The organism is Pseudomonas sp. ACM7, assembly GCF_004136015.1.
Taxonomy (GTDB): domain Bacteria; phylum Pseudomonadota; class Gammaproteobacteria; order Pseudomonadales; family Pseudomonadaceae; genus Aquipseudomonas; species Aquipseudomonas frigoris.
This window is the reverse complement of the sequence record NZ_CP024866.1, coordinates 4,623,205-4,646,812: the sequence shown is the minus strand read 5'-3', so window position 1 is coordinate 4,646,812 and position 23,608 is coordinate 4,623,205. Positions and strand designations below refer to the sequence as shown.

At 59.9% G+C, this 23,608-nt stretch carries 23 protein-coding genes; 9 read left to right on the top strand and 14 right to left on the bottom strand.

From position 1 onward, the window contains the following. The first annotated feature begins 38 nt into the window (after positions 1-38). From ubiG to CUN63_RS22010, 4 genes are all read left to right on the top strand, one after another. A complete protein-coding gene (gene ubiG, locus CUN63_RS22025) occupies positions 39-737 on the top strand; it encodes a bifunctional 2-polyprenyl-6-hydroxyphenol methylase/3-demethylubiquinol 3-O-methyltransferase UbiG (protein WP_033055822.1) in 699 nt (232 codons plus the stop codon). A gap of 4 nt (positions 738-741) precedes the next feature. Further along, complete coding sequence (gene mupP / locus CUN63_RS22020; RefSeq protein WP_056744070.1) at positions 742-1,413, top strand: N-acetylmuramic acid 6-phosphate phosphatase MupP; 672 nt, start codon at positions 742-744, stop codon at positions 1,411-1,413. Positions 1,414-1,591: 178 nt separating this feature from the next. Next, positions 1,592-2,332 carry a YciK family oxidoreductase gene (locus tag CUN63_RS22015; RefSeq protein ID WP_129442389.1) on the top strand — a complete coding sequence of 247 codons (741 nt, stop codon included), beginning with the start codon at positions 1,592-1,594 and terminating at the stop codon, positions 2,330-2,332. A 373-nt stretch (positions 2,333-2,705) separates the two neighbouring features. Further along, the gene (locus tag CUN63_RS22010) at positions 2,706-3,632 is read left to right on the top strand and encodes a GGDEF domain-containing protein (RefSeq protein ID WP_129442386.1); all 927 of its coding nucleotides are present in this window, start codon (positions 2,706-2,708) and stop codon (positions 3,630-3,632) included. A gap of 46 nt (positions 3,633-3,678) precedes the next feature. On the opposite strand, the gene CUN63_RS22005 is transcribed toward CUN63_RS22010, so the two are convergent. From CUN63_RS22005 to CUN63_RS21990, 4 genes are all read right to left on the bottom strand, one after another. Further along, the gene (locus CUN63_RS22005; RefSeq protein ID WP_129442384.1) at positions 3,679-5,553 is read right to left on the bottom strand and encodes an MFS transporter; all 1,875 of its coding nucleotides are present in this window, start codon (positions 5,551-5,553) and stop codon (positions 3,679-3,681) included. A 98-nt stretch (positions 5,554-5,651) separates the two neighbouring features. Beyond that, positions 5,652-6,803 (bottom strand): TDT family transporter, encoded by a 1,152-nt coding sequence (locus CUN63_RS22000; RefSeq protein WP_129442381.1) that lies wholly within the window; start codon positions 6,801-6,803, stop codon positions 5,652-5,654. 105 nt (positions 6,804-6,908) lie between these two features. Further along, positions 6,909-7,220, bottom strand: a complete 312-nt coding sequence (locus tag CUN63_RS21995) for a cupin domain-containing protein (protein ID WP_129442378.1) — start codon at positions 7,218-7,220, stop codon at positions 6,909-6,911. A 42-nt stretch (positions 7,221-7,262) separates the two neighbouring features. Then, positions 7,263-8,456: an MFS transporter gene (locus CUN63_RS21990; protein WP_129442375.1), complete on the bottom strand. Its 1,194-nt coding sequence runs from the start codon at positions 8,454-8,456 to the stop codon at positions 7,263-7,265. Positions 8,457-8,547: 91 nt separating this feature from the next. On the opposite strand from CUN63_RS21990, the gene CUN63_RS21985 reads away from it, so the two are divergent. After that, positions 8,548-9,087, top strand: coding sequence for a TetR/AcrR family transcriptional regulator (locus CUN63_RS21985; protein WP_129442373.1), 540 nt, complete (start codon positions 8,548-8,550; stop codon positions 9,085-9,087). 274 nt (positions 9,088-9,361) lie between these two features. After that, positions 9,362-12,832, top strand: a complete 3,471-nt coding sequence (locus CUN63_RS21980) for a PAS domain-containing hybrid sensor histidine kinase/response regulator (protein ID WP_129442370.1) — start codon at positions 9,362-9,364, stop codon at positions 12,830-12,832. An 88-nt stretch (positions 12,833-12,920) separates the two neighbouring features. Here the strand turns inward: CUN63_RS21980 and rmuC are convergent, their stop codons facing one another. Together rmuC and CUN63_RS21970 are read right to left on the bottom strand one after the other, a co-directional pair. Further along, on the bottom strand, positions 12,921-14,285 hold the full coding sequence (rmuC, locus tag CUN63_RS21975; RefSeq protein ID WP_165353327.1) for a DNA recombination protein RmuC: 1,365 nt from the start codon (positions 14,283-14,285) through the stop codon (positions 12,921-12,923). Between the two features lie 175 nt (positions 14,286-14,460). Next, positions 14,461-14,784, bottom strand: a complete 324-nt coding sequence (locus CUN63_RS21970) for a sel1 repeat family protein (RefSeq protein ID WP_129442364.1) — start codon at positions 14,782-14,784, stop codon at positions 14,461-14,463. A 999-nt stretch (positions 14,785-15,783) separates the two neighbouring features. Here CUN63_RS21970 and CUN63_RS21960 point away from each other — a divergent pair. The 3 genes from CUN63_RS21960 to CUN63_RS21950 all read left to right on the top strand — a co-directional run bounded on the left by CUN63_RS21960 (position 15,784) and on the right by CUN63_RS21950 (position 18,189). Next, positions 15,784-16,008 carry a hypothetical protein gene (locus CUN63_RS21960; RefSeq protein WP_007898912.1) on the top strand — a complete coding sequence of 75 codons (225 nt, stop codon included), beginning with the start codon at positions 15,784-15,786 and terminating at the stop codon, positions 16,006-16,008. Positions 16,009-16,283: 275 nt separating this feature from the next. Next, entirely contained in the window at positions 16,284-16,766 is a 483-nt protein-coding gene (locus CUN63_RS21955) for a hypothetical protein (protein WP_129442361.1), read from the top strand. A 145-nt stretch (positions 16,767-16,911) separates the two neighbouring features. Continuing rightward, positions 16,912-18,189: an OmpP1/FadL family transporter gene (locus CUN63_RS21950; RefSeq protein WP_129442359.1), complete on the top strand. Its 1,278-nt coding sequence runs from the start codon at positions 16,912-16,914 to the stop codon at positions 18,187-18,189. A 76-nt stretch (positions 18,190-18,265) separates the two neighbouring features. Here CUN63_RS21950 and CUN63_RS21945 read toward each other — a convergent pair whose 3' ends face one another. The 8 genes from CUN63_RS21945 to cobU are packed head-to-tail and all read right to left on the bottom strand — an operon-like array spanning position 18,266 to position 23,591. Then, the gene (locus CUN63_RS21945) at positions 18,266-18,817 is read right to left on the bottom strand and encodes a glutathione peroxidase (protein ID WP_129442356.1); all 552 of its coding nucleotides are present in this window, start codon (positions 18,815-18,817) and stop codon (positions 18,266-18,268) included. 55 nt (positions 18,818-18,872) lie between these two features. Further along, positions 18,873-18,995, bottom strand: a complete 123-nt coding sequence (locus tag CUN63_RS32315) for a hypothetical protein (protein ID WP_256657562.1) — start codon at positions 18,993-18,995, stop codon at positions 18,873-18,875. After that, a complete protein-coding gene (locus CUN63_RS21940; protein WP_129442354.1) occupies positions 18,992-20,200 on the bottom strand; it encodes an MFS transporter in 1,209 nt (402 codons plus the stop codon). The genes CUN63_RS32315 and CUN63_RS21940 overlap by 4 nt, the downstream gene beginning before the upstream one ends. Positions 20,201-20,252: 52 nt before the next feature. Next, entirely contained in the window at positions 20,253-20,657 is a 405-nt protein-coding gene (locus CUN63_RS21935; protein WP_129442352.1) for a MarR family winged helix-turn-helix transcriptional regulator, read from the bottom strand. Between the two features lie 54 nt (positions 20,658-20,711). Then, a complete protein-coding gene (locus CUN63_RS21930; RefSeq protein WP_129442350.1) occupies positions 20,712-21,443 on the bottom strand; it encodes an adenosylcobinamide-GDP ribazoletransferase in 732 nt (243 codons plus the stop codon). Between the two features lie 2 nt (positions 21,444-21,445). After that, entirely contained in the window at positions 21,446-22,021 is a 576-nt protein-coding gene (cobC, locus tag CUN63_RS21925) for an alpha-ribazole phosphatase family protein (protein ID WP_129442348.1), read from the bottom strand. Further along, the gene (gene cobT / locus CUN63_RS21920) at positions 22,018-23,073 is read right to left on the bottom strand and encodes a nicotinate-nucleotide--dimethylbenzimidazole phosphoribosyltransferase (protein WP_129442345.1); all 1,056 of its coding nucleotides are present in this window, start codon (positions 23,071-23,073) and stop codon (positions 22,018-22,020) included. Before cobT ends, cobC begins: the two co-directional genes overlap by 4 nt. After that, the gene (gene cobU / locus CUN63_RS21915; RefSeq protein WP_129442343.1) at positions 23,070-23,591 is read right to left on the bottom strand and encodes a bifunctional adenosylcobinamide kinase/adenosylcobinamide-phosphate guanylyltransferase; all 522 of its coding nucleotides are present in this window, start codon (positions 23,589-23,591) and stop codon (positions 23,070-23,072) included. The genes cobT and cobU overlap by 4 nt, the downstream gene beginning before the upstream one ends. Between the last annotated feature and the right edge of the window lie 17 nt (positions 23,592-23,608).

Below are 23,608 nucleotides of genomic sequence, written 5' to 3'. Positions count from 1 at the left end.
GGGGCAACAGGATTTTTCAAGTTTTAGAGGACTTAACCATGAGCAACGTCGACTACGCCGAAATCGCCAAATTCGAAGCCCTGGCCCATCGCTGGTGGGACCGCGAAAGCGAGTTCAAACCGCTGCACGACATCAACCCGCTGCGGGTCAACTGGATTGACGAACGGGTCAACCTGGCCGGCAAGAAAGTCCTCGACGTCGGTTGCGGCGGTGGCATTCTCAGCGAAGCCATGGCCCAGCGCGGCGCTACCGTCATGGGCATCGACATGGGCGAAGCGCCGCTGGCGGTCGCGCAACTGCATCAACTGGAATCCGGGGTGAGCGTCGAATACCGGCAGATCACCGCCGAAGCGCTGGCTGAAGAAATGCCTGAGCAGTTCGACGTGGTCACCTGCCTGGAAATGCTCGAGCACGTGCCGGACCCGTCCTCGGTGATCCGCGCCTGCTTCCGCATGGTCAAACCCGGTGGCCAGGTGTTCTTCTCCACCATCAACCGCAACCCGAAGGCGTATCTGTTCGCCATCGTCGGCGCGGAATACATCATGAAGCTGCTGCCGCGCGGCACCCACGATTTCAAGAAATTCATCCGCCCTTCGGAGCTGGGTGCCTGGAGCCGCATGGCCGGCCTGACCGTCAAGGACATCATCGGCCTGACCTACAACCCGCTGACCAAGCACTACAAACTGGCCTCCGACGTGGACGTCAACTACATGATCCAGACCCTGCGCGAGGAGTAAGCCGATGCGTATCAGAGCAGTTCTTTTCGACATGGACGGCACCCTGCTCGACACCGCGCCGGACTTCATTGCGATTTGTCAGGCGATGCGCGCCGATCGCGGCTTGCCGCCGATGAACGACAAACACATTCGCGACGAGATCTCCGGCGGCGCCAAGGCGATGGTCGCCGTGACCTTCTCCATGGACCCGGAATCACCGGGTTTCGAGGAATTACGCCTGGAGTTTCTGGAGCGTTACCTCGCCGGTTGCGCGGTTCACAGCAAACTCTTCGACGGCATGGGCGAACTGCTGGCCGACATCGAAAAGGCCAACCTGATCTGGGGCGTGGTCACCAACAAGCCGCTGCGGTTCGCCGAGCCGATCATGCAGCAGCTTGGCCTGGCCGAGCGCTCGGCGCTGTTGATCTGCCCGGACCATGTGAAGAACAGCAAACCGGACCCCGAGCCGTTGATCCTGGCGTGCAAGATGCTCGACCTGGACCCGGCCAGCGTGTTGTTCGTGGGTGATGACTTGCGCGATATCGAATCCGGTCGCGATGCCGGCACCAAGACGGCCGCCGTGACTTATGGCTACATTCATCCGGACGATAACCCGCGGCATTGGGGCGCGGATGTGGTGGTCGATCATCCGCTGGAGCTGCGCAAGGTTTTGGATAGCGCCCTCTGTAGCTGCTGAGTGCCGGTTTCAGGTTCTGGAAATGAGGCGTGAATGCTGACGCCTTCGCGGGCAAGCCCGCTCCCACAGGGTCCTGTTGGTGGATGCAACATGTGTGAACACCTTCGATCCTTGTGGGAGCGGGCTTGCCCGCGAATGGCCGCGCCGCAATGTGTCTTCTGCTTTGTGAGGTTTTCTTATGTTTGATTATTCCGCCCGCCCAGAATTGCTCAAGGACCGGGTCATCCTGGTCACCGGCGCTGGCCGTGGCATCGGCGCTGCCGCCGCAAAAACCTTCGCTGCACATGGCGCCACCGTGCTGCTGCTGGGCAAGACCGAGGCCAACCTGACTCAGGTCTACGACGAAATCGAAGCCGCCGGCCATCCACAACCGGCCGTAATCCCGTTCAACCTGGAAACCGCCCTGCCCCATCAATACGATGAGCTGGCAGCGATGATCGAAACCGAATTCGGCCATCTCGACGGTTTGCTGCACAACGCGTCGATCATTGGCCCGCGTACGCCGATCGAGCAGCTATCCGGCGAAAACTTCATGCGTGTCATGCACGTCAACGTCAACGCCATGTTCATGCTCACCAGCACCCTGTTGCCGCTGCTCAAGCTGTCTCAGGACGCTTCGGTGGTGTTCACCTCCAGCAGCGTCGGCCGCAAGGGTCGTGCGTATTGGGGCGCATACGGCGTGTCCAAGTTCGCCACCGAAGGCTTGATGCAAACCCTGGCCGACGAAGTCGACACCGTGACACCGGTGCGCTCCAACAGCATCAACCCGGGTGCCACCCGCACCAGCATGCGCGCCCAGGCTTACCCGGGTGAAAACCCGCTGAACAACCCGACGCCCGAGGAGATCATGCCGGTCTACCTCTACCTGATGGGTCCGGACAGCACCGGCATCAACGGCCAGGCGTTCAACGCTCAGTAACGCCCGCGCGTCGCTTTTGTGCCGCGACGACTTCCCGTCGCGGCATTCAAAGTGCGTCGTAACTACCGCCATCACAAGTCAAACAACCGTCACCGAATGCGGCGACATTCTTCATCAACACTCCAATACTTTGATTTAGAACGATTTTTATCCGAATGAACCGAATGGCACGAGTTTCGCTCTAAATTTGCTCAGACACGCAGTGTGAAAGCAAACGGGCGGACGCCTGAGCCGACAGGTTACTTATCGTCGGCAAAGCGGACTAAACTTGGGCCAAATGTCCTACGGGACTGATGGACCAGTATGACGCGCAGCCCAAAGCCGCTCTCACCCAGCCTGTAAGACAGCCTTACTGCTTAGGGGCGCACGCCATATGAAATCACCTTCCCAGACCAACGCAATTGACTTCGATAGCGCCAAATTGCAACGCCTGGGCTTTGGTCAGCAGCCTACCCTCATCGAGAGGCCCGTCAGCCTTTCGCAACTGCGCCAGCAACTGAGCCTGCAGCTGCAAACCAGTCTTGAGCCGCAACGCATTCTCGGGCTCTTCTTCCGTGAGATTCAGCGACTCGTACCGCTTGACGCCTTGACGTACGAGCACACGTCCAGCGACTTGCGCCTGGAATTCGGCCTGCGCGGCCATCATTCGATCAGCTACAGCCTCAGCCATGAAGGCGAGGATCTGGGTGAACTGGTATTCCGCCGCAATCAGCGTTTCAGTGAGCAGGAACAAGGCAACCTCGAGTCACTGCTGTCCGCATTGCTGTATCCGATGCGCAATGCCTTGCTCTACCGCGCTGCCACCCAAAGCGCCTTGCGCGATCCGCTCACGGATACCGGCAACCGCATCGCCATGGATCAGACCCTGCAACGGGAAATCGAGATGTCACTTCGGCATCTGCAACCCTTGTCGCTGCTGATGCTGGACATCGATTACTTCAAACGCATCAACGACAACCACGGACACAGCGCCGGCGATGACGTGCTCAAGGCCGTTGCAGCCTCGATCAAAAACCAGTTGCGCAACGTGGACATGGTCTTCCGCTTTGGTGGCGAAGAGTTCCTGATCCTGCTTTCCAACACGAGCCGTGAGGCAGCAGCCTTGGTTGGCGAACGGCTACGATTTGCAGTGCAGGCAGAGGAATATTCGGCCGACGGCCATGCGATCGAGCTGACGGTCAGCCTTGGCTGCTCGACGCTATTGCCCGGCGAGTCTGCCGAGAGCCTGTTGCGACGAGCCGACAGTGCGTTGTATGTGGCCAAGCGCGAGGGACGTAACCGGTTGGCGATGGCGGGTTAAATGCCCAGAGCGGGCACGCTTGGTTAGCGGCCCGCAACGAAAGGAATTAGCGCACAGCGCCGCGCAACTCCCCCACCATCCCTTGCAACCGGGCTGGCTCTGCCACTTCAACCGACACCGCAGGCCCTGCCACCAGCGTCACCCGTGACCACAACCGGCGAAACACGCCCTTTTGCGGATCGCGGCTGAAGAAACTCCCCCACAAGCCCTGCAATGCCAACGGAATCACCGGCACCGGCGTTTCTTCGAGAATCCGCGTCAGCCCGCCCTTGAACTCGTTGATCTCGCCATCGGCGGTCAATTTGCCCTCAGGGAAGATGCACACCAACTCGCCGTCCTTCAGATACTGAGCAATGCGCGTGAAGGCTTTTTCGTAGATCTGAATGTCTTCCTGACGCCCCGCGATCGGAATGGTCCCGGCCGTGCGGAAGATGAAGTTCAGCACTGGCAAGTTGTAGATCTTGTAATACATCACAAAGCGAATCGGTCGACGCACCGCGCCGCCAATCAGCAAGGCGTCGACGAAGGACACGTGATTGCACACCAGCAACGCCGCGCCTTCATCGGGAATCAGCTGTAGATTGCGATGCTCCACGCGGTACATGGAATGGCTGAGCAGCCAGATCATGAAACGCATGCTGAACTCGGGGACGATGCTGAAGATGTAGGCGTTGACGCCGATGTTCAGCAGCGACACCACCAGGAACAGCTGCGGGATCGACAGTTTGACCAGGCTCAGCAAGACGATCGAGACAATCGCCGAGACCACCATGAACAGCGCATTGAGAATATTGTTGGCGGCAATCACCCGCGCCCGCTCGTTCTCGGGGGTACGAGACTGAATCAGCGCGTACAGCGGCACGATATAGAAACCGCCGAACACCCCAAGCCCCAGAATGTCGATCAACACCAGCCAGGCGTGGCCAAAACCCAGGACTTCGATCCAGCCATGGCCTGTAACGCTGTCCGGAATTCCACCGGAATGCCACCACAGCAGCAAACCAAACACGGTCAGACCGAAAGAGCCGAACGGCACCAGACCGATCTCGACTTTGCGGCCGGACAGTTTCTCGCAAAGCATCGAACCGAGTGCGATACCCACCGAAAACACGGTAAGAATCAGCGTCACCACGGTTTCGTCGCCGTGCATCCACTCCTTGGCATAGGCCGGGATCTGCGTCAGATAAATCGCCCCGACAAACCAGAACCACGAGTTGCCGACAATCGAGCGTGACACCGCTGGCGTCTGCCCCAAGCCCAGCTTCAACGTGGCCCAGGACTGGCTGAAAATGTTCCAGTTCAGACGCATTTCCGGGGAGGCGGCTGCGGCCCGTGGAATGCTGCGGCTGGCCAGATAGCCGAGCACCGCAACACCGATGATCGCCGTGGAGACGATCGGCGCGTAATGACTGGACGACATCATGATCCCGGCGCCGATGGTCCCGGCGAGGATCGCCAGGAAGGTGCCCATTTCCACCAGGCCGTTGCCACCCACCAGCTCTTCGTCACGCAAGGCCTGCGGCAGGATCGAATATTTCACCGGCCCGAACAGCGCCGAGTGAGTGCCCATGGCGAACAGCGCCACCAGCATCAGCGACAGGTGATCGAACATGAAACCGACCGCGCCTACCGCCATGATGGCGATTTCCCCGAGCTTGATCAGACGAATCAACGCGTCCTTGGCGAACTTCTCCCCGAACTGCCCGGCCAGCGCCGAGAACAGGAAGAACGGCAGAATGAACAGCAGCGCACACAGGTTGACCCAGATCGAGCGATCACCCTCGATAGTCAACTTGTAGAGAATGGCGAGGATCAGCGACTGCTTGAAGATGTTGTCGTTGAACGCCCCGAGCGACTGCGTGACGAAGAACGGCAGGAAGCGCCGGGTGCGAAGCAAGGTGAACTGTGAGGGGTGACTCATCTTCCATGTGTCCCTGATGTTGGGTAGAGAGTGGCGTGGATGCAGTTATTGGAATATCGAACGACGATCCAGGCCACACATTACCTAAAACTTGCAGGTTATTTCTTTAATCCTGCAATGCACGGCGAGACAAACAACTCACCCCGCCAGGCGCCCTGCACTGTCCGTTTGGCGACGATCAGCCACATCACCGCCAGCAACACCACCAGCACACCGCCGAAGGCACTGAAAAACGTCAGGTTCAAGGTGCTGGCCAGTTTCAACGTCGCCAGGGAATAGACGCCCAGCGGGAAGGTGAAACCCCACCAGCCGAGATTGAACGGAATACCGACGCGCAGGTAACGCAGGGTGATGAGCACCGCGATCAGCATCCACCACAGACCAAAGCCCCACAGGGTGATTCCGGCCACCAACCCCAGCCCTGCGGCGATTTCACCGATGCCCGGCAGACCGTTGGCAGCGAAGATCGCCGGTGCGTCCGCGCCCAGCAGCAACATGCCTAGCGCCCCGGTGCCGATCGGGCCGAGCGCTAGCCAGCTGGAGGCGGCCATGTTTTCGTGGGGCAATTTATGTAGTGCCATGCGCAGCAACAGAATGGTCAGAATGCTGAACGCCACCGGTAGGGAAAAGGCCCAGAGCACGTAGCTGGTCACCAGCACCACCAGTTGCGAATGGGCATCGGCCAGGTGCGGCGCCAGCAGACCACCGCTGGCGGCCGCCACTTCTGCCGCCACCACCGGCAACAGCCAGACGGCGGTCATCTGGTCGATGCTGTGCTCCTGACGGGTGAACATCAGGTAGGGAATCAGCACACCGCACGCCACAGACATCGCCACATCCAGCCACCACAGCACCTCGGCGACATGAATCACGCCCTCGCCCCAACGCGGCAGACCGAACACCAGAAAACCGTTGATGATGGTCGCCAGGCCCATGGGGATGGTGCCAAAAAACATCGAAACCGTGGAGTGACCGAAAATCCGCCGCGCCTCATCGAAAAACAGCGCCCAACGCGCCGCATACATAACCGTGAATAAAACGAACAGCACAATATTGAACAGCCAAAGGGCTTCGGCAATCGCGTGTAAACCGGCATTTTCGCCAGGCAGCTGCGCCAGCGCCAACGCCAGCACACCGGTGCCCATGGTGGCGGCGAACCAGTTCGGCGTGAACTGGCGGATGACTTCACGCGGATGCTGCAAATGACTGAAAGGTTTGAAACCGGCTGGGGCGGTGTTGGGGCATGTCATGGTGAACTCCTGTCCTCTGTTGAGGTGGAGCTCATGGTAGATCCGAATCGAATATCGATATAACGGGTAATATCTCTAACTGTTATCTGTTTTGCAGATATGGCGTCAAACGCTGCCTTCAGTTTCGATCACCAGGATTCTTGCCGCACCCTGCGGATGGGCAACGTGTTCGGTGCCGACGTCGGCATAGAAGATATCTCCTACACCCAACACCACTTCTTTCTCCTGACCTGCTTCGCGATAACGCATCTGCACGACGCCATCCAGCACCACGAACACTTCTTGCCCATCATTGATGTGCCATTGATAGGGCTGATCGGTCCAGTGCAAACGCGTGGTGATGCCGTTCATGTTGGCGATATCCAAAGCGCCCCAGGCACGGTCAGCGGTGAAGGATTTGCTGCAGATGATTTTCATGCGTCGGTCCGTCGAAAGGTATGGCGGTGCCAAGGCTAACGGTCATCGAACATCGACGCCACAGACTTTCATGGACTGCTGACGCATCAACGCGAACAAAGCGCCGACCGAGAGAATAATCAGCACCGCGCCGTAACCATCGGTGGTGGCCACCAGCCCAAAGGTCCGGGTCAAATTTCCGGCCAGCAACGACGGCAAGCAGAACGCCAGATAACTGAGCACGTAGTAAGCCGACATCAACCCCGCCCGCTCATGGGGCAAGGCCAGCGGCACGACGCTACGCAACGCACCGAGGAAACCGGCACCGAAACCGCATCCGGCCACCAGCGTGCCGACGAAAAACAGAGTCAGGCTGGCGCTGTGCACCGCCATCAGAATCAGCGCGACGCCGACGGGCAGCAGACGGCCGCCCAAGCGCAAAACCTTGTCGGCCGGCCGATTGCGCAGGGTGTAGATCATCAACGCGCCGGTCACCGTCAACACAGCCACCGTCGCACCGCCAATCAGATTTGAGGTCGATCCCGTGGCCGTGCGCACCAACGACGGGGCCAAAGAAGCGTAAAAACCACCGAGAGCCCACACCGCGATATTGATCGGCAGCACCAGCCACAACGCGCGCCGCGCCTGGATCGGCACATGCAGTGTCGGACGCAGCGAAGCCCAGACTCCCGGTTGGGGGCTGACGCTTTCCGGCAAGCGCCAGACGTACAGCGCTTGCATCACAAACAGCGCGAACAGCACCCAATAGGTCAACTGCAATGGCAACGGCGCAAACTCGGCCAATAAGCCGCAGCCCATGGCGCCCAACGCCATGCCCAGCAACGGCGCAACACTGTTGACCAGCGGCCCTTGCTGGCGATCGGCGTCCAACAGCGCCGCGCTCAATACGGCAGTGGCCATCCCTGTAGCAAAACCTTGAAGCACTCGCGCACTGATCAACCAGGCGACACTGTCTGCATTGATAAACAGCAGCATCGCCAGCATGTTCAACATCACAGCGGTGAAGATCACCGGTTTGCGCCCCAGGTAATCCGAGAGCGAACCAACCGTGAGCAACGCTGCCAGCAAGCTGATGGCGTACACGCCGAAAATCAGGGTCAGGGTCGCTGCCGAGAATTGCAGGTGCTCCTGGTACAAGTGATACAACGGCGTCGGCGCGGTGGAAGCGGCAAGAAAACTGAGTAAGGTGATCGCCAGGAACCACAGGCTTGAACGATTAGACGTTGAACTGGACATGGGCACACTCCGCTAAAGCTAACTTTTTGCTTTTGCGGAGTGTGCTACCGGCTAGCGCTTAAAGCAAATTCTTTGTGTTAAGGTCCGATGCATGGCTATTAAAGAAGGTTTACGCCCGGGCGGCCGCAGTGCCCGGGTGCAAGAGTCGGTTCACTCGGCAGTCCGCGATCTTCTCGAAGAGCAGGACCGCGCCACCGTGACCGTCCCGCAAATCGCCGCGCGCGCCGGTGTCACGCCGTCGACCATCTACCGGCGCTGGGGCGATCTGTCGGTGTTGTTGGCGGATGTCGCCCTCGCCCGCATGCGCCCCGAGAGCGAGCCGGCCAATACCGGCAGCCTGCGCGGTGACGTGCGCGCCTGGGCCGAGCAGTATCTGGACGAGATGAGTTCCGAACCCGGCCGCAACATCTTGCGCGACGTGCAATGCAGCACCACACCGGCCCTTTGCGCGACGATCATTGGCGGGCAGTTGCAGACGATTCTGGATCGTTACCCCGATCAGCCGAAGCCGAACGTTGATCGGCTGATCAACATGGTGGCGGCGCCGACGGTGTTTCGGATCCTGTTTTCAGCGGCGCCGCTGGAGGTTGAGGAATTGCATCGGTTGATCGAGATTGCGTTGAGTCAGTGAGACCTCATCGTCGGAACGCCGCCCGGAGCAAGCTCGCTCCCACATTGGATCTTCAGTGAACACATCATTTGTGAGCAACAATTCAGTGTGGGAGCGAGCTTGCTCCGGGCGGCGTTCCGACGATGAGGCCTGCACAAACACCAAAGATCCAACTGACAAACACCCTGCGACACCCCGCCGCGCCGCGACCTTGGTCGACACTGACTAACCCCTGCCATCGTGCGAGACTGTCTGTCCGGGCGCGAATCCCGGGTGTCTTTTGTCTGGAGTTCCCATGTCGCTGTCCAGCGGGCTGATCGCCGCCGTCGCCCTGGCCTATATGGCCATCATGTTCGCCATCGCCTTCTACGGCGACCGTCGCAGCACACCGTTGCCGCCGCGAGTGCGCGCCTGGGTGTACAGCCTGTCGCTGGCCGTCTATTGCACCAGCTGGACCTTCTTTGGCGCCGTGGGCCAGGCTGCCGAACAACTCTGGTCTTTCCTGCCGATCTACCTCGGTCCGATCCTGCTGCTGGTGTGCGCGCCGTGGGTCCTGCAAAAAATGGTGATGATCAGCAAGCAGGAGAACATCACCTCCATTGCCGACTTCATCGCTGCGCGTTATGGCAAATCCCAGTCGCTGGCGGTGGTGGTGGCGCTGATCTGCTTGGTCGGCGTGTTGCCCTACATCGCGCTGCAACTCAAGGGCATCGTGCTCGGGGTGAACTTGTTGATCGGCGCCGGTGCCGACGCCATGGGCACCCGCGCCCAGGACACGGCGCTGATCGTGTCGCTGGTGCTGGCGTTGTTCACCATCGTCTTCGGTACCCGCAACCTCGACGCCACGGAACACCACCGCGGCATGGTGCTGGCGATTGCGTTCGAATCACTGGTCAAGCTGTTCGCTTTTCTCGCGGTCGGTGCGTTCGTGACCTACGGCCTGTACGACGGTTTCGACGACCTGTTCGACCAGGCCATGCTCGCCCCGCGCTTGGAAGAATATTGGAAGGAAACCATCAACTGGCCGTCGATGGTGGTGCAGACCGGCGTGGCGATGATGGCAATCATCTGCCTGCCCCGGCAGTTCCACGTGACCGTGGTGGAAAACATCGACCCTCAGGATCTGCGCCTGGCCAAATGGGTGTTTCCGGCCTATCTGGCGCTGGCGGCGCTGTTCGTCGTTCCTATCGCCCTCGCCGGTCAGATGCTGCTGCCGAGTTCGGTACTGCCGGACTCGTTTGTCATCAGCCTGCCGCTGGCCCAATCCCACCCTGCCCTGGCGATGCTGGCGTTTATCGGTGGCGCCTCGGCGGCGACCGGCATGGTGATTGTCGCCAGCGTGGCGTTGTCGACCATGGTATCCAACGACATGCTGTTGCCATGGCTGCTGCGGCGCAACAACGCCGAGCGGCCGTTCGAAGTGTTCCGCCAGTGGATGCTCTCGGTGCGCCGAGTGAGCATTGTGGTGATTCTGCTGCTGGCCTACGTCAGTTATCGCCTGCTCGGCTCAACGGCGAGCCTTGCGACCATTGGCCAGATCGCCTTCGCCGCCGTGACCCAACTGGCCCCGGCCATGCTCGGCGCGCTGTACTGGAAACAGGCCAATCGTCGCGGTGTGTTCGCCGGTCTGGCTGCCGGGACGTTCCTGTGGTTCTACACCTTGATTCTGCCGATTGCCGCCAACAGCCTTGGTTTGTCGTTGAGCAGTTTCCCCGGCCTGGCCTGGTTGCACAGCAACCCGATGAAACTGCCGCTCACCCCGTTGACACAAGGCGTAGTGTTGTCGCTTGCAGCCAACTTCACGCTGTTCGCCTGGGTGTCGATGCTGTCACGTACGAGGGTTTCGGAACATTGGCAGGCGGGTCGCTTCATCGGTCAGGAAATCAGTGCCCGCCCTAGCGCCCGTTCGATGCTGTCGGTGCAGATCGACGATTTGTTGCAGCTGGCCGCACGCTTCGTCGGCGAAGAACGCGCCCGTCAGAGTTTTATCCGCTTCGCCTACCGTCAGGGCAAAGGCTTCAACCCGAACCAGAACGCCGATGGTGAATGGATCGCCCATACCGAACGTTTGCTGGCCGGTGTGCTGGGTGCTTCTTCGACCCGGGCGGTGGTAAAAGCCGCCATCGAAGGTAGGGAAATGCAACTCGAGGACGTCGTCCGAATCGCCGACGAAGCCTCGGAAGTGCTGCAGTTCAACCGCGCGCTGCTGCAAGGCGCGATCGAGAACATCACCCAAGGCATCAGTGTGGTCGACCAGTCGCTGAAACTGGTGGCCTGGAACCGGCGCTACCTGGAGTTATTCAACTACCCGGATGGACTGATCAGGCTTGGCCGCCCGATTGCCGACATTATTCGCTACAACGCCGAACGCGGCCTGTGCGGTCCCGGCGAAGCCGAAGTGCACGTCGCCCGCCGCTTGCACTGGATGCGTCAGGGCCGCGCCCATACCTCTGAAAGACTTTTCCCCAATGGCCGTGTGATCGAGCTGATCGGCAACCCGATGCCGGGCGGCGGTTTTGTCATGAGTTTCACCGACATCACCGCGTTCCGCGAGGCTGAGCAGGCGCTGACCGAAGCCAACGAGGGCCTAGAGCGACGGGTCACCGAGCGGACCCACGAACTGTCGCAACTCAACGTCGCCCTGACCGAAGCCAAGGGCACCGCGGAGTCGGCCAACCAGTCGAAAACCCGTTTCCTGGCGGCGGTCAGCCACGACTTGATGCAACCGCTGAATGCTGCGCGACTGTTCTCGGCCGCCCTTTCCCACCAGGAAGACGGCCTCTGCGGTGAGGCGCAGAAACTGGTCCATCATCTGGACACGTCACTGCGATCGGCCGAGGACTTGATCAGCGACCTGCTGGACATTTCCCGCCTGGAAAACGGCAAGATCAACCCTGATCCAAAACCGTTCGTGCTCAATGAGATGTTCGACGTCCTCGGTGCCGAGTTCAAGGCGCTGGCCCGCGATCAGGGGCTGAAGTTTCGCGTCAGGGGCAGTACGTTGCGCATCGACAGCGACATCAAACTATTGCGGCGAATCCTGCAGAACTTCCTGACCAATGCCTTCCGCTACGCCAAAGGCCCGGTACTGCTGGGGGTTCGCCGACGCAAGGGCGAGCTGTGCCTGGAAGTCTGGGACCGGGGGCCGGGCATTCCTGTGGATAAACAGCAGGTCATTTTCGAAGAATTCAAACGCCTCGACAGCCACCAGACGCGCGCTGAAAAAGGCCTGGGGCTGGGCCTGGCGATCGCCGACGGGTTGTGTCGCGTGCTCGGTCATACCTTGCGCGTGCGCTCCTGGCCGGGGCGCGGCAGCGTGTTCAGCGTCTGTGTGCCGTTGGCTCGGGCGCAATCCGCGATCCCGACCAAGGTCGCCGAGCTCAATGGCAAATTGCTGAGCGGCGCGCAGGTACTGTGCATCGACAACGAAGACAGCATCCTGATCGGCATGAACAGCTTGCTCACGCGCTGGGGTTGTCAGGTCTGGACCGCGCGCAACCGCGATGAATGCGCGGCGCTGCTCAGCGACGGGATGCGACCGCAATTGGCGCTGGTGGATTACCACCTGGACGATGGCGAGACCGGGACCGAGCTGATGGCATGGCTGCGAACCCGACTGGGTGAGCCAGTGCCAGGGGTTGTGATCAGCGCCGATGGGCGACCGGAGACGGTGGCCCAAGTGCATGCGGCGGGGCTGGATTACCTGGCTAAACCGGTGAAGCCGGCGGCGTTGCGGGCGTTGCTGAGTCGGCATTTGCCGCTGTAGCGCGGCAACAAAAAAGATCGCAGCCTGCGGCAGCTCCTACACGGAATTACGTACACCTGTAGCTGCCGCAGGCTGCGATCTTTTGATCTTATTCAGGCAACTCGGCCAACCCATCCACATCCGTCATCGCCCGCTCCAGCAAGTCTGCGGGCAGGCTCTTGCTCGCCCGCGCGCCAAGCAACTTGAGCTGCTCGCTACGACTGACCAGATTGCCCCGACCTTCTGTCAGCTTATTGCGCGCAGAGCTGTAGGCTTTATCCAATTGTTGTAGGCGATTGCCGACTTCATCCAGATCCTGGATGAACAACACGAACTTGTCGTACAGCCACCCGGCCCGCTCGGCGATTTCCCGGGCGTTCTGACTCTGGCGTTCCTGCTTCCACAGGCTGTCGATGACGCGCAGGGTCGCCAGCAACGTGGTTGGGCTGACGATCACGATGTTGCGATCGAAGGCCTCCTGAAACAGCGTCGGCTCAGCCTGTAATGCGGCGGAAAACGCCGCTTCGATCGGTACGAAGAGCAAGACGAAATCCAGGCTGTGCAGACCGTCGAGACGCTTGTAATCCTTGCCGGCCAGCCCTTTGACGTGAGTGCGCAAGGACAGCACGTGCTGCTTGATGGCAATCTGGCCGATGGCATCGTCTTCGGCCGCGACGTATTGCTGATAGGCCGTGAGGCTGACCTTGGAGTCGACCACCACCTGCTTGTCGCCCGGCAGATAAATGATCACGTCCGGCTGGAAACGCTCACCGTCCGGACCCTTGAGGTTGACCTGGGTCTGGTACTCGCGCCCCTTTTCCAGGCCCGCGTGTTCAAGCACTCGCTCAAGAATCAGCTCCCCCCAGTTGCCTTGGGTTTTCTGGCCTTTCAAGGCGCGGGTCAGGTTGGTGGCTTCGTCGCTCAGGCGCAGGTTCAGCTGTTGCAGCCGCTCCAGTTCCTTGGCCAGGGAAAAACGTTCACGGGCTTCTGCCTGATAACTTTCTTCGACGCGTTTTTCGAAGGACTGGATGCGTTCCTTCAACGGATCGAGCAACTGACCGAGGCGTTGTTGACTGGTTTCGGCAAAGCGCTGCTCGCGCTCGTCGAAGATCTTGCCGGCCAGCTCGGCGAACTGCGCTCGCAACTCGTCTCGCGAGCCCTGAAGGTCGTTGAGGCGCTGCTGATGGCTTTCCTGCTGCTCACGCAGCTCGGCGTTGAGCGAGGCGGCCTGGGCGTCCAGACGACGCAACTCAGCCTCTTTGCCGGCGCGTTCCAGATTCCAGGCGTGGGCGGCATCGCGTGCGTCGTCACGCTCGATCTGCAACAGTTCGACTTCACGGCGTACGGCGGCCAGGTCTGCCTGTTTGGCGGCGTTGGCCTGGCCCAGATCACCTATTTCATCGCGACAGGCTTCGAGTTGGGCGTTCAATCCGTCCTGGGCCAAATGGGCGGTGGCCAGACGCTCTTCCAACAGTGCAACGTCTGACTGCGTGGCGCTCGCTCGGCGCTGAAGTTGCCAGGCCAGTACCAGTAACGGCAGCGCAGCGCCCGCCAGACCAAGCAATGCGCTGGTCAAGTCCATAGCCATAGCCACTCCTGCCAATGAAATAAAGCTTGAAGGTTAACCAAGGCGTCAGGTCTTGGACAGCTCAGTCTTCGATCAGACCCAGTTCCTGCTGGGCGCGCCGATCCCCTGCCCGCGCGGCCGAACGCAAAAGGTCCTGGCCGATACGGCGATCCCGGGCATTCCCGCATTCACGGCACATCAGCTGACCGAGACGGCTTTGCGCGGCCACGACCCCTTCACGGGCTGGCTGCTTGAGCAAATGTCCGGCGAAGTGTTTGACGTTGGGGTTTTCGCCCAGACGCGGGCTGTCCAGCAGCCACTCGGCCACACGCATCGAAAAGCGCTTGGGCGGGGTAACGTTGGGAGGTGTGGAGATTGCAGGGACTGATACGCAGCGAAACTTCATAAAGCACTGTGGGGCAGATCGGAAGGCGCGCCACTCTACTCTTTTTTTCTTACAGGTAAAGCCTAAAAAAACCCGGCACGCCCGTCCTAGAGCAAGCGCTCGGGACAATCCACAGAAGCTGTGGATAACTCAGTGGACAACCGCCTTTGAACTCTCGCAAAGCCCTATGGAATGGGGCCCGCAGTCAAACTGACGATTTTTTCACCAGCAAAAAAAAGCGATGTTTTTCATTGACTTAAATTTTGGTTACAGGCACCCACTGCGTTTGAAGGGAAGATGACAGCGGCGTGACACCCCGCGTGACTTATGTGCACAAGTACCTTCGAGGCAGTTATATCGATGCGCTTTTACGGCGCATTTTTTGCCTGAATCTGGGGATAAACCTTGGCAAACCCATGATCCAGGCTGGTCCTGGCCCGATGAGCCGTGACTACCAATAGTCGGAATTTGTGCTATTACAGGGCAAGTCCTGCGGCTAACGGCTTTTTCCGAGCGCCAATCCGGACGTTGAATGAGGGCGTTCAGAGAACTTTTTTGCCAACACACTTCCCTTCAGCAATTCAATCCGTTAGTATCCGCGGCGTTAGTACCAAGCTGAAAGTCAATTCTGGTCGAACAAATCCCCCCGGTCAGCCTTCCCAAAGGAAGCCTCCACCGACAAAGCGGGATCGACCACCTCGATGGTTTCCAGGTAAACCTTGCGTCAACACAGCCTTTGAATCGAAAGCAAAGGGTGTTGCGAAGCTCACTTACTCTGACCGAACCAACCTGCAAATTGATCAGGATCTTCACCCCGGGCCCAGAACCTTTGCCCTTGATGTGTTGCCTGCCCTCCTAAGTACCTACCTGCCAGCCCAAGCGCGCCAATTTATCAGCGCTTCAAACTGGCTGCTTTGTTCCAGTCGGGTTCTTCGTTCGACCAATGGTGGTCGTCGTCACTGGAACGTTTTAACTTTGCACGGTTCTTATCCGTGTCGCTTGTAGGAACACCCAATGACTATGTCTACTCAAATCCACACCCAGGATGCCATTCGCACCCTAACCAACGCTTTTGCACCAATGAACTGCCTGATCATGGCTGCTCGCAAAGGCTGCTTCAGCTTCACTCTGGTCAACGAACACGGCATCGCTCGTCACAGCGAACGCCTGTACCCCGATCAATACTCCAGCGCCGAGCCGCTGCAGGCCGTGATCGAGCGTACCCGTCAGGCACTGGTTGCCTGATACGCCAGAAAGACTGAAAACCTCAAAAGCCTCGCTTAAAAAGCGGGGCTTTTTATTGCCAGAAATTTCTGTTTTCGCTGCCGCCGCCTAAGCACTAACCGATATAACGGTTATAACTCGCAGCCGGAAATATTTTAAAAACAGGCCTTTACGGCGCGAATATGACACTACACTTCAACTCAAGCGGCTTGTTCCGCTTCCGGCGAGCCTGATTCGATTCACTGCTGCCAAGGCCCCTTCAGGTATCGCCGTCCACTTCACGTTTCGAGGGCTTTATGGGTATCGCTGCCAGCGAACTGTGCCGTTATGTGATCCGCCCGACATTGATTTACCTCGGGCGCCATAGCGCAACTGCCGAATCCCTGCTGCTGGGCGTCGCCGCCAGCCAGTCGGCCCTTGGTACTGCCCTGCATGACCGCCGTGGACACGGCCTGTACCGAATCGCCGAACCCCGCCATCAGGCACTGTGGGACCACTACCTGGCACTTGACCCGGAACGCGCAAGCCTGGTTCGCGGCTTGGCCAGCCAACATGCTTTCCTGAGTGGTCCGCACCTCGAATTGACCGTCAACCTGCGTTACGCCACAGCCATCGCCTGGCTGCTGGTAGAAGAACAGAACACCCCGCTCCCCGAAGCAGACGACCTGCTGGGAATGGCCCGTATCTGGCGCCAGACCTTCCAGCCTCAAGGACGCCTGAGAGACTTCACCTACGCCTGGCAAACCTGTGTTTCATCGTTGAATCAGGTCGCCTGCTGATCTGCTGTTTCCACAAGATCGCGCAACTGCTGCGATTTTGGTCGGATTGTCCTACAAAACCGCTCTAAATCAAGCGATACAGCCTATAGCGCTGGGACGAAAATGTTGGTAATTTTCGCCCCGGTGATCATCAGGAGTTCTAATAATGAAAAAAGTAATGCTCAAAACCACCCTTAGCCTCGCCGTTACCTTGGCATCCACCCAAATCTTCGCAAGTGGCTTCGCCCTTAACGAACAAAGCATCAGCGGGATGGGGACAGGTTTTGCCGGGCGATCTTCTTCTGCCGACGATGCATCCACCGTTTTTGGCAACCCTGCCGGCATGTCTCGCCTCAAGCGCGAACAAGTGACCGGTGGTGTTGCATTTATCGACGCGCACACTGACATCAGTGATGCCAGCTCCCGCCCGAATAGTGGTACCAACAAAGGTGACATGGTCCCTTTCATGGGCGTGCCCATGGGCTACTACGTAAAGCCAATCGATGACCAGTGGGCAGTCGGTTTCGGCGTCTACGCTCCATTCGGTCTGGTGACCGACTACGAGAACGGCTTCGCCGGCAAATACTTCGGCAGCAAGAGCGAAGTCAAAATCGTGACTCTCCAGCCAACCGTCAGCTACGCCTTCAACGACAAGGTGTCGATCGGTTTCGGTCCGACCATCAACCGCATCGACGGTACTCTGGAATCGAACCTGTCGCTGACCCAACGTGCACCGGACGGTGAAGTCAAGATCAAGGGTGACGACACGGCGCTGGGCTACAACATCGGTATCCTGGTTCAAGCCACCGACTCCACCCGCGTCGGCCTGACCTACCACTCGAAAGTGAAGTACAAGCTTGAGGGTAACACCAAGGTCAACTACGGCTTCCTCGCGAACCTGCGTCAGAACCCGAACCAGAAGTACGACGCGTCGCTGGATATCACCACGCCTGAGTCGGTCGACTTCTCGGTCACTCATCAGCTGGACGACCAGTGGACCCTCTACGCAGGCAGCACCTGGACTCGCTGGAGCCGCCTGAAGGAAATCAGCGTCGAGAACAGCGGTGTTCCTGCCGCCCTGGCCCCCCAGTTCGGCACCATCACTGAAGAGCAGAACTGGCACGACACCTGGGCTCACGCCATCGGTGCTTCCTATCAGTTGAACAAGCAGTGGGTGCTGCGTACCGGCCTGTCCGTTGACCAGGCACCGACCAACAACGAAAACCGTTCCCCACGCATCCCGACGGGCGATCGCAAGATTTTCAGCCTGGGCGCCGGCTGGAGCCCGACCGACGACCTGACCATCGACGTAGCGTATTCTTACCTGCGCGAAGAGTCGGTCAAGGTCAACAACAGCAACGGTGCCCCTCGTAACCAGAGCTACAACGCCAAGTACGAAAACAGTGCGAACGGTTTCGGTGTCGGTGCGACCTACCGCTTCTGACGGTTCCTCACTCGCCGCCTGAATTGAAAAAGCCCCGCTCTCTTGTACAGAGGCGGGGCTTTTTAACGGGTGTCGATCAGGGTTGCGAGGCCAGGGCTTTCTCCACCGCAGCGATGAACTCGGGATCGTCAGGCGTGGTCAGGCTGGAGAAATTGGCGATCACCTTGCCCTTGCGATCGACCACATATTTGTAGAAATTCCACTTCGGCGCGGTGCTCTGCTTGGTGATGATCTTGAACAAATGAGTCGCATCATCACCGCGGACTTTCTGCGGTTCAGTCATGGTGAACGTCACGCCGTAGTTCACATAGCAGACCTTGGCGGTCTCTTCGCCATCCTTGGACTCTTGCTTGAAGTCGTTGGACGGAACGCCGACCACCTCCAGCCCCTGATCCTTGTAGCGCTGATTCAGTGCCTCAAGGCTCTTGAACTGCGGGGCAAAACCACAGAAGCTCGCGGTATTGACCACCACCAGCGGTTTTCCGGCGAAGCGCTGGCACAGGTCGATGGATTCCTTGGCGCGCAGCTTGGGCAACGAGCCTTGCAAAAGGTCCGGGCACTCTGCCGCTTGAGCCCATCCACTAAACGCTACCAGTAACGCGGGAACAGCGAGCCAGCGCATCAGCATGTCGGTGCATCCTTGAGAAGTCGTCAACAACGAAGTTACTCGCCCTCCTAGCCTGCTAGCAAGCACCCATGCCCAGTTGCATCAACGCGAGCCCGCCCTGATGCCAGCCCCACCACGACAGGGCCAGCAGCAAGGCGCAGGCAGCGACGACAGCGATCCGCGGCCAGAGACTGTTCATATCGCACTCATCTGTGTTTGCAGACGCGCCACCGGCCGCTCACGCACCGGCCAGTTCAGGGCGGCGGCCAACAGGCTCAAGAGAATCGCTACCTGCCAGATCAAGTCATAGCTTCCGGTTCGGTCGTACACCACCCCGCCCAACCAGCCGCCGAGGAACGATCCGAGCTGGTGAAACAGGAAAACAATCCCACCGAGCATGGACAGATTTCGCACGCCGAACAAGGTCGCGACGGTGCCGTTGGTCAAGGGCACGGTCGACAGCCACAGGAAGCCCATCGCCATGCCGAACAGGTACGCGGTGGTCGTCGTGACTGGCGCCCACAGGAACAACCCAATCACCACTGCCCGCAGCAGATACAGGCCGGTGAGCAAACGCGGCTTGGACATCCGCCCGCCAAGCCAGCCCGCCGTGTATGTCCCGAATATGTTGAACAGCCCGATCAGCGCCAGCACTGTCGTACCGACGCTCGCCGGGAGGTGCTGATCCACCAGATAAGCCGGCAAGTGCACGCCGATGAATACCACCTGGAAGCCGCAAACAAAAAAGCCGAACGCCAGCAGCCAGAAACCCGAATGGGAACAGGCCTCGTGCAGGGCCTCGGACAGTGTTTGCTCATGGCCGAACACCGGCAGCGGCTTGTCCTTGAGCATGCTCACCAGCGGCACAATCAGCGCCACCAACAGGCCCAACACCAGCAATGCCGCGGACCAGCCGAGCCAGCCGATCAACCCCAGCGTGCCGGGCAACATGGCGAACTGGCCGAAAGAACCGGCTGCGCTGGCAATGCCCATGCCCATGCTGCGTTTCTCCGGCGGCACTGCGCGGCCGACCACGCCGAGGATCACCGAGAAGGAGGTGCCGGACAGGCCGATGCCAATCAACAGGCCGGCACTCAGGGACAAGGTCACGGCCGAATCCGACAGGCCCATGAACATCAGGCCCAATGCATACAAGACACCGCCGACCAGCACCACTTTCGCGGCGCCAAAGCGGTCGGCCAGCGCGCCGGTGAATGGCTGCGCCAGGCCCCAGATCAGGTTCTGCAAGGCAATGGCGAAGGCAAACGTCTCACGCCCCCAGCCGAACTCGGCACTCATCGGCGCCAGAAACAGCCCGAAGCCGTGTCTTACACCCAAGGACAATGCGAGAATCAGCGCACTCCCCAATAAAACCCAACCGCACGTACGCCACATCGATGTCATTCTTATTCTCCGGTAGCGGGTATATACCCGCTTAAGATCGGAAAAACCGGCATCACGCCAGTTCGTCCAGCAGTCGCAGCAAGGTTTCGCGTTTCTCGGCACCCAGGCGGTCAATCAATCGCTGTTGCGCCGCTTCCCACGCGGGCAAGGCCGCTTTCAGGCGCTCAACACCGGCCTCGGTGAGCATGACGATGCGGTTACGCATGTCTTCGCCCTCGACCAGCATCAGCAGGCCTTCGCCTTCCAGCACCCGCAGATTGCGCCCCAAGGTACTGCGATCCAGCCCCATGGCCTCGGCCAACGTGGAAATACTCGGTTTATCCAGACGCAGCAGATTACACAGCAGAGAATACTGGGCAACGTTGATCCCGAAGCCGTCGAGCGCGCCGTCGTAGTGCCTGCTGACGCCTCGGGCGGCGCGACGCAGGTTGATGCATAAACATTGGGAGTCGAGCATGGTGCGTGTATATACCCGCGGTTGTGTTAAATCAAGTTACATGATGTGGGAAGTTCAGCAGATCGCCAATCCCACCAGCACCGCGACTTCAAGGATTTCCAACAACGCCCCCGCCGTATCGCCCGTCGTGCCGCCCAATCGTCGCTGCATCACTTGCCGCAGCCAGACAAACACCAACGCCGCCAGCACCACTGCCAACACGCCGCTGAGGCCGGCAATCAAAACACACGTCAACGCACTCACCGCCAACACCCGTTTACCCGCCAAACGCGGCAGATGATCGGCCAGGGCTTGCCCCAAACCGCCGGCACGCACATAAGGCGTGGTCAGGAACAAGCCCAGCATCGCGCTGCGCCCGATCAACGGGACAATGATCAGGACAACGGCGTGTTGCTGCTCGATCAATGCCAGCAACGCAGCGAACTTGAGCAGCAACACCAGCACCAACGTCACCACCGCGATCGGCCCGCTGCGCGGGTCCTTCATGATCGTCAACGTGCGCTCGCGGTCGCCGAACCCACCGAGCCACGCATCGGCGCTGTCGGCCAGGCCGTCCAGGTGCAACGCGCCGCTGAGCAATACCCAAACCGTCAGCAACAGCGCTGCGTGAAGCAACAACGGGGTGCCGAGCAGCAGCCAGTTGAACGCCCACAAAATCCCGCCGAACAGCAAGCCGACCAGCGGATAAAACAGCAACGACCGCCCCAGTTCCTGTGGTTCCGGCATGCCCGGCAGACGAATCGGCAGACTGCTCAAAAATTGCAGGGCGATCCAGAACGGCAACATGGTCAGATCGCTTCCTTTAACAACACGCCGGATTCGACCGTCAGCGAAAACAACGCGCCATGGCCGACTTCGACGTTGAGCAACTGCTCACGAGGCAATCCCCGCGCCTGAGCCAGCAACAAACGCATGACCCCGCCGTGACTGATCAGCAATACCCGCTCGCCTGCGTAGGTAGCCTGTAAGCGCTCAACAGCTGCCAACACCCGCGTCGCAAAATCCGCCACCGGCTCACCCTGAGGCGGCGTAAACGAATAAGGGTCGGCCCAGAACAATCCCAACGCCTCGGCATCAGTTTCCATCAGCGCCGCAGCGCTCTGCCCTTCCCAGGCGCCGAAGTGTAGCTCTTGCAGGTCTTTATCCAACTGCACTGGCAAACCCAGTTGTGCGCCGAGTTCTTCGGCGAACCGCGCACACCGCTGCAACGGCGAGCTGACCAAACGATCCCAAGGCCCACACTCGACCACCGCCGCGCGCATCTGTGCCCAGCCCTTTTCAGTCAGCGCATCGTCGAGGCTGCCGCGCAAACCGCCGCCGAGTTCGGTTTCACCGTGGCGCAACAGGTCCAGGCGCAAGGTCATGCCGGACGGTCCGCCACGGCGGCCTCGGCGAACGTCGCCATCTGCCCGTGAAGGTCGCACGCCAGACGCAGCAACGGCACGGCCAACGCCGCGCCACTGCCCTCGCCCAGACGCAGGCCGAGGTCCAGCAGCGGTTCGGCGTTCAGGGTTTCCAGCACGTGACGATGACCCGGCTCGACGCCGCGATGACCGAACAACAGCCACTGACGGCATTCAGGATTCAAGCGCACCGCCACCAACGCCGCGACGCTGCAAATGAAACCGTCCACCAGCGCCGCGACGCCTTCCTGGGCACACGCCAGATACGCGCCGACTAGTGCCGCGATTTCAAAACCGCCGAGGTTGAACAGGGTTTGCAGTGCATCGCCACGTTGAGCGCTGTGCAACGCCAAAGCGCGCTCGATAACCTGGGCTTTATGACTGACGCCCGCCGCGTTCAAACCCGTGCCCGGACCGGCCAGATGTACCACCGGGCAATCGAGCAAGGCACAGGCCAATGCGCTGGCTGCGGTGGTGTTGCCGATGCCCATCTCGCCACCGATAAACAACTGCGCACCCGCCACGATGGCGCGCTGCACGCTGTCGCGGCCGGCCTGCAAAGCGAGTTCGCCTTGAGCCGGCGTCATGGCCGCCCCTTCGACGAAATTCGCCGTGCCCGGGCCGATGTTCAAGTGCCGCACGCCCGGCAAATTCAACGACGGTGTGACCGTGCCGAGGTCGACAACTTCCAGGGATGCCCCGAGTTGCCGCGCCAACACGCTGATCGCCGCCCCACCACTGACGAAGTTGTGCAGCATCTGCCCGGTAACTTCCTGGGGAAATGCCGATACCCCTTCAGCGACCACGCCATGGTCACCGGCAAAAATCGCGATCCACAGCTGATCCAGACTCGGCTTGACCTGCCCCTGCATCCCGGCCAATTGCACGGCCACCCACTCAAGCCGACCGAGGGAGCCGGCCGGTTTGGTCAGCTGTTGTTGCCGGGCCTGCGCCTGCTCGACCGCTTGAGCATCGATCGGTTTGCACGGGTTAAGCCACCAGGATTGAGTCATAACGCAGTTCCTTTCAAAGTCAGGGGCAGACCGGCGACGGTCAGGACGACGCGTTGACAGCGCTCGGCCAACGCTTGATGCAGCCAACCGGCTTCATCGACATAGCGGCGAGTCAATTCGCCCAGCGGCACGACACCCATTCCGGTCTCGTTGCTGACAAAAATGATTTCACCCGGCAACGACGCCAGGCACTCCAGCAATGCATCACGTTCGGCAGACAGTCGCTCGGCGTCGTCGAGCATCAGCAGATTGGTCATCCACAACGTCAGGCAATCCACCAGCAGGCAACGTTCGGCACTGGCGGTTTCGCGCAGGATGCGGGCGAGTTCCACAGGCTCTTCGATCAACGCCCATTCGGCTGGACGACGGGCGCGGTGATGGGCGACCCGCTCGTTCATTTCACCGTCGAGGGGTTGGCTGGTGGCAATGTAGGTCACCGCCAGATTGCTGTCGGAGGCGAGTTTTTCGGCCAGGCGGCTTTTACCGGAACGGGCGCCGCCGAGGATCAGTTGCAGCATGGTTCATTCCTTCAAAT

What these genes read in the sequence shown, in the direction of transcription:
- ubiG (WP_033055822.1), top strand. Translation starts at nt 39, where the DNA reads ATGAGCAACGTCGACTACGCCGAAATCGCCAAATTCGAAGCCCTGGCC.
- mupP (WP_056744070.1), top strand. Translation starts at nt 742, where the DNA reads ATGCGTATCAGAGCAGTTCTTTTCGACATGGACGGCACCCTGCTCGAC.
- CUN63_RS22015 (WP_129442389.1), top strand. Translation starts at nt 1,592, where the DNA reads ATGTTTGATTATTCCGCCCGCCCAGAATTGCTCAAGGACCGGGTCATC.
- CUN63_RS22010 (WP_129442386.1), top strand. Translation starts at nt 2,706, where the DNA reads ATGAAATCACCTTCCCAGACCAACGCAATTGACTTCGATAGCGCCAAA.
- CUN63_RS22005 (WP_129442384.1), bottom strand. Translation starts at nt 5,553, where the DNA reads ATGAGTCACCCCTCACAGTTCACCTTGCTTCGCACCCGGCGCTTCCTG.
- CUN63_RS22000 (WP_129442381.1), bottom strand. Translation starts at nt 6,803, where the DNA reads ATGACATGCCCCAACACCGCCCCAGCCGGTTTCAAACCTTTCAGTCAT.
- CUN63_RS21995 (WP_129442378.1), bottom strand. Translation starts at nt 7,220, where the DNA reads ATGAAAATCATCTGCAGCAAATCCTTCACCGCTGACCGTGCCTGGGGC.
- CUN63_RS21990 (WP_129442375.1), bottom strand. Translation starts at nt 8,456, where the DNA reads ATGTCCAGTTCAACGTCTAATCGTTCAAGCCTGTGGTTCCTGGCGATC.
- CUN63_RS21985 (WP_129442373.1), top strand. Translation starts at nt 8,548, where the DNA reads ATGGCTATTAAAGAAGGTTTACGCCCGGGCGGCCGCAGTGCCCGGGTG.
- CUN63_RS21980 (WP_129442370.1), top strand. Translation starts at nt 9,362, where the DNA reads ATGTCGCTGTCCAGCGGGCTGATCGCCGCCGTCGCCCTGGCCTATATG.
- CUN63_RS21970 (WP_129442364.1), bottom strand. Translation starts at nt 14,784, where the DNA reads ATGAAGTTTCGCTGCGTATCAGTCCCTGCAATCTCCACACCTCCCAAC.
- CUN63_RS21960 (WP_007898912.1), top strand. Translation starts at nt 15,784, where the DNA reads ATGTCTACTCAAATCCACACCCAGGATGCCATTCGCACCCTAACCAAC.
- CUN63_RS21955 (WP_129442361.1), top strand. Translation starts at nt 16,284, where the DNA reads ATGGGTATCGCTGCCAGCGAACTGTGCCGTTATGTGATCCGCCCGACA.
- CUN63_RS21950 (WP_129442359.1), top strand. Translation starts at nt 16,912, where the DNA reads ATGAAAAAAGTAATGCTCAAAACCACCCTTAGCCTCGCCGTTACCTTG.
- CUN63_RS21945 (WP_129442356.1), bottom strand. Translation starts at nt 18,817, where the DNA reads ATGCTGATGCGCTGGCTCGCTGTTCCCGCGTTACTGGTAGCGTTTAGT.
- CUN63_RS32315 (WP_256657562.1), bottom strand. Translation starts at nt 18,995, where the DNA reads ATGAACAGTCTCTGGCCGCGGATCGCTGTCGTCGCTGCCTGCGCCTTG.
- CUN63_RS21940 (WP_129442354.1), bottom strand. Translation starts at nt 20,200, where the DNA reads ATGACATCGATGTGGCGTACGTGCGGTTGGGTTTTATTGGGGAGTGCG.
- CUN63_RS21935 (WP_129442352.1), bottom strand. Translation starts at nt 20,657, where the DNA reads ATGCTCGACTCCCAATGTTTATGCATCAACCTGCGTCGCGCCGCCCGA.
- CUN63_RS21930 (WP_129442350.1), bottom strand. Translation starts at nt 21,443, where the DNA reads ATGTTGCCGTTCTGGATCGCCCTGCAATTTTTGAGCAGTCTGCCGATT.
- cobC (WP_129442348.1), bottom strand. Translation starts at nt 22,021, where the DNA reads ATGACCTTGCGCCTGGACCTGTTGCGCCACGGTGAAACCGAACTCGGC.
- cobT (WP_129442345.1), bottom strand. Translation starts at nt 23,073, where the DNA reads ATGACTCAATCCTGGTGGCTTAACCCGTGCAAACCGATCGATGCTCAA.
- cobU (WP_129442343.1), bottom strand. Translation starts at nt 23,591, where the DNA reads ATGCTGCAACTGATCCTCGGCGGCGCCCGTTCCGGTAAAAGCCGCCTG.